A 3960-nucleotide genomic window follows, 5' to 3' on the forward strand; every position below is an offset into this window, starting at 1 on the left:
GCGGGCGCGCGGGTGTTAAATCGGTCGGGGCGGGGCTGGATTTTTCAAAAGGGCGCGGCCCGCCACCGAAGCCGCCAGATATCAGCGCGTTGTCAGATATCAGCGCGCTGTGAGTGCACTGAATCCGGTCAGAGCTTGTCGCCTCAGAGCTTGTCGCCGTGGGCCTTCATGAAGCCGAGGGGCTCGACGGCGGTGCCGTAGTTCGGGGTGGTGCGGATCTCGAAGTGCAGGTGCGGACCGGTCGAATTGCCGGTGGAACCGGAGAGGCCGATCTCCTGACCGGTCTTTACGGACTGGCCGACGTGAACGCCGATCTTCGAAAGGTGCGCGTACTGGGAGTACGTGTTGTCGTCGTGCTTGACCACAATGGCATTGCCGTACGCGGGACCGTCACCGCCGCCGTTCGGGCCGGCCTTCACGACCGTGCCGCCGTGGACGGACTTCACCGGGGTGCCGGTGTCGACCACGAGGTCCTGCCCGCTGTGGTTGTGCGACCAGTGGCTGCCGGCGATACCGAAGGGCTGGCCTATCTGGTAGGAGTCCACGGGCTTCACCCAGGACGAGACCTTCTTCGCAGCGTCCTTCTTGTGCTGCTCAGCGGCCTTCTTCTCCTTCTCGGCGGCCTTCTTCTGGCCACTGGCCTGGGCCTTGATCGCGTTGTCGATCGTCGCCACCGAACCGAGCTCCAGCAGGCTGCCGTGACCGGCGTCCGCGGCCAGCGCGACACCGGAGCCGAGCGCGGCCGAGGCGCCGAGCCCGGCGGCCAGAATGGCGGCGCGGGTACGGAGAACCGACTTGTTCGACTCGGTCGACTTGGCGGACTTGGTGGACTTCTTCGGACTGCGGAACGGGGCGTGCTTCGACATGCGGAACAACCTCCAGGGGTGCCAGGAATGAATAAGTCCCGGCTGCGGACCGGGAGCGCCATACCTTGGTAACCCGCCATTGCCGTGCCGCCAAGGGGGCTCACTACTAGGCGCGGCCGTACCGGGGGAAAGGGAATTCCGCCTCTTACGGGCACCGGAACCCCGCCCCGCAGAACCCGCTACGAAACGAGCCGAAACCCCCGCCCGGCCATAGCGGGCCCCAGCTGACCAGCCAGTAACCCCACACCCCCGAAAGCCCCGCCCGACTCCCCCACAAAGGCCCCGAGCCGGCCGGGCCGAAAGTCCCGGGCTCGTTCGTGGCGCTTCCCCTAAACTGTTTAGTACCGAGGTGAAGCCCTGTGCCGCATGTCACCGCGACATAAGATCCACTCGAATTCCGACGGGACTTCCGTATGTCCGTTTTGGGACCGAGGGCCCGGGGGGACGGACCGAGATTCAAGGAGCACCGTGAGCCGACCGCTGCTGTTTCTCGATGTCGACGGCCCTCTGAATCCGTACGCGGCCGAGTGCGGGAAGCGCCCCGAGGGCTACACCACGCTCAGCGCGCCGGAGGAGGCGGGCTGGGCGACCGGGGAGCCCGAGGGAACGCGGCCCCACAGGCGGACCCACAGGCGGCCCCATAGGGGGCCACTCCAGGTGTGGCTCAACCCTGATCACGGGCGGGCGCTGCTGACTCTCGGGTACGAGATCTGCTGGGCCACGACCTGGATGAACGACGCCAACACGTGGATAGGCCCTGTGCTCGGCCTGCCCGAGCTGCCGTTCGTCGACTTCGGCAGCGCGCTGTTCCAGGAGCGCCCCGACGGCGTGCACTGGAAGTCCGAACCGTTGGTGAAGTACGCCGACGGGCGACCGTTCGCTTGGGTGGACGACGAACAGAGCGACGCGGATCACGCCCATGTATCCGCCAACCACCACGCGCCCGCCTTGCTCCATCACGTCAATCCACGAAGGGGACTGAGGGGCAGCGACTTCAGAGCGTTGGCGGACTTCGCCGCGTCGGTGACCACGCCGACGCCTGCTCGGTGGGCGGCCAACAGCGATACCTAGCCCGGGTTCGCGACGTTGAGCTGAAACCACACCCCTTTCCCGCCCCCGACGGCAGCGGCCGTCACCCCGCACAAGTCGGCCATGGCGTACACGAGAAACAGCCCGCGCCCGTTCGTATCGCCGCTCTCCGCCGCCCGTCGCGTCGCGGGGAGTTCGGCGAGTCCGGGCCCGTCGTCACGTACTTCGATCCGTACGTGCGCGGGCTCGACGGCGGCCACGAGCAGCACATCCCCTTTCGCGTGCTGATGCACATTGGTCACAAGCTCCGAGGTGCAGAGCACGGCCACTTCGGCGAGGTGCTCCAGCCCGGACGCGGCGAGAACACTGCGCACAAAGTCCCGGCAGATCTTCGGCGCGGTGGGGGTGCTGGGGGTGAACACACTGTGGGTGAGAGGTGGTTCTGTACATACGCCCATGAGACGCCTCCATGGCGTTTCGCAGTGGGGGTGCGGTGCGCGGCGCTTCCCGCGAGGGCACGTCGACTGAGACGCTTCCGGCATCACTGCGTGAGCGTCACGATACTCACCGTATTGGACATAGGGCTACATGTTCAACCTGAATGCCCGATTCAGTGGACCGCGCCGTCACGCAGGGGCAGACTGTGACACACACCCGGAGGAGAACACCTTGGCGCTGCGGACCACCACCACCGAGCGGCAACGCCGACTCGGCGCGGAGCTCCGGAAGTTGCGCGAACAGGCAGGCCTGACCGTCAGCGACGGCGGAGCATCCATCGGTATGGGGCGAGTCCACCTCACCCATGTCGAACGGGGCCACACCGCCATTTCCACTGACCGGCTGCGCGCGCTTTGCGGTACCTACGGGTGCACTAGTTCAACCTACATCGATGCGTTGGTGAGCCTGTCAGAGGCCAAAGGCAAGGGGTGGTGGAGCAGCTACAAGGGCAGGCTGTCCCCCGCTTCTCTCGACTTGGCCGAACTGGAGGCGTCCGCCGACGAACTGCGCTCCTACGAATCGCTGTTCATCCCCGGGCTCTTCCAGACCGAGGCCTACGCCCGCTCCATTTTTCAAGCGAGCGACACCGTAACCACACCGGAAGCCGTCGAGACAGCCGTCCGGTTCCGGATCCAACGGCAATCCGTCGTGACGCGCGAGAATCCGCCCGCGATCCACGCGGTACTCCACGAAGCTGCGCTACACGTACGGTTCGGCGGCACAGAGGTCATGCGCAAACAGCTACTACACCTCGTAGCGCTAGCCGATCTTCCAAACGTGACTATCCAAGTGCTGCCTTTCACATCTGCGGCCGTGTCCGCGATCAACACCCCGTTCTGCCTGCTCACCTCACACACGGGGGCCCTGGAGACCGTGCAGATGGACCACCCCGCTCAAGCCGTCTACCTACACACCCCGGACGCAACCTCCCGATACCGACGGCAGTTCGAGCTCCTTCGCTCCACTGCCCTCCCGCCAGTCGATGCCAGCCTCACACCGGCCAAGCATGAATCGCGGGATTCCCTTGGACTGGTTCAGTACGTCCTCTACACACTCTGAAAGGGCGATCATGCCTCCGCTCCGCTGGCAAAAGTCCACTTACAGCACCGACCAAGCAAACTGCGTCGAACTCGCCGCTTCCTCCGCCGGCTTCCACCTCCGCGAAAGCGACGAACCCGAAGCAGTCGTCACCGTGACCCGCTCCGAGCTCCGGACCTTCATCCGCGCCGTTCGCACGGGGGCCTTCAACCACTGTTACTGAGTTGCGGGGCCTGAAGCAGGGGCGGCACCCACGGTCCATGGCAATGAGCAAGACCGGCGGCCCCTCCCAGTAGGGGGTGAAGGTGAGGGTGGCTGCCGCGTGGGGCGGCATTGTGCGTGGACCGGTGCGGGCATCGTCTCGGACCCTTCGGGTCCAGAGCGCCAGCAGCGGGAGGGAAGGGGGCGGGCCGGGCTCGGTTCACTGCCCGCCGGGCGGGTTCGTGGCCGGGGTTCAGGCTGGCTCCGCTGCGCTGCGCCGCTGGCTGCTGCCGCGAAGTGGCCGTTGCAGGTTCTTCGGGTGCGGGGG

5 protein-coding genes are annotated in these 3960 nt (G+C 66.3%); 3 read left to right on the forward strand and 2 right to left on the reverse strand.

The features are described from left to right. Positions 1-143 precede the first annotated feature (143 nt). Positions 144-866, reverse strand: coding sequence for a M23 family metallopeptidase (locus tag ACFU99_RS36145; protein WP_384400613.1), 723 nt, complete (start codon positions 864-866; stop codon positions 144-146). 468 nt (positions 867-1334) lie between these two features. Here ACFU99_RS36145 and ACFU99_RS36150 point away from each other — a divergent pair, with 468 nt between their 5' ends. Further along, a complete protein-coding gene (locus ACFU99_RS36150; RefSeq protein WP_384400616.1) occupies positions 1335-1937 on the forward strand; it encodes a hypothetical protein in 603 nt (200 codons plus the stop codon). On the opposite strand, the gene ACFU99_RS36155 is transcribed toward ACFU99_RS36150, so the two are convergent. After that, a complete protein-coding gene (locus ACFU99_RS36155) occupies positions 1934-2317 on the reverse strand; it encodes an ATP-binding protein (RefSeq protein WP_384400619.1) in 384 nt (127 codons plus the stop codon). The genes ACFU99_RS36150 and ACFU99_RS36155 overlap by 4 nt on opposite strands. A 247-nt stretch (positions 2318-2564) precedes the next feature. Here ACFU99_RS36155 and ACFU99_RS36160 point away from each other — a divergent pair, with 247 nt between their 5' ends. Then, positions 2565-3452 carry a helix-turn-helix domain-containing protein gene (locus ACFU99_RS36160; RefSeq protein WP_384400622.1) on the forward strand — a complete coding sequence of 296 codons (888 nt, stop codon included), beginning with the start codon at positions 2565-2567 and terminating at the stop codon, positions 3450-3452. Between the two features lie 10 nt (positions 3453-3462). After that, positions 3463-3654, forward strand: a complete 192-nt coding sequence (locus ACFU99_RS36165) for a DUF397 domain-containing protein (RefSeq protein ID WP_384400625.1) — start codon at positions 3463-3465, stop codon at positions 3652-3654. The last annotated feature ends 306 nt before the right edge of the window (positions 3655-3960 follow it).

It is taken from the genome of Streptomyces sp. NPDC057654 (assembly GCF_042800135.1).
Classification (GTDB): domain Bacteria; phylum Actinomycetota; class Actinomycetes; order Streptomycetales; family Streptomycetaceae; genus Streptomyces.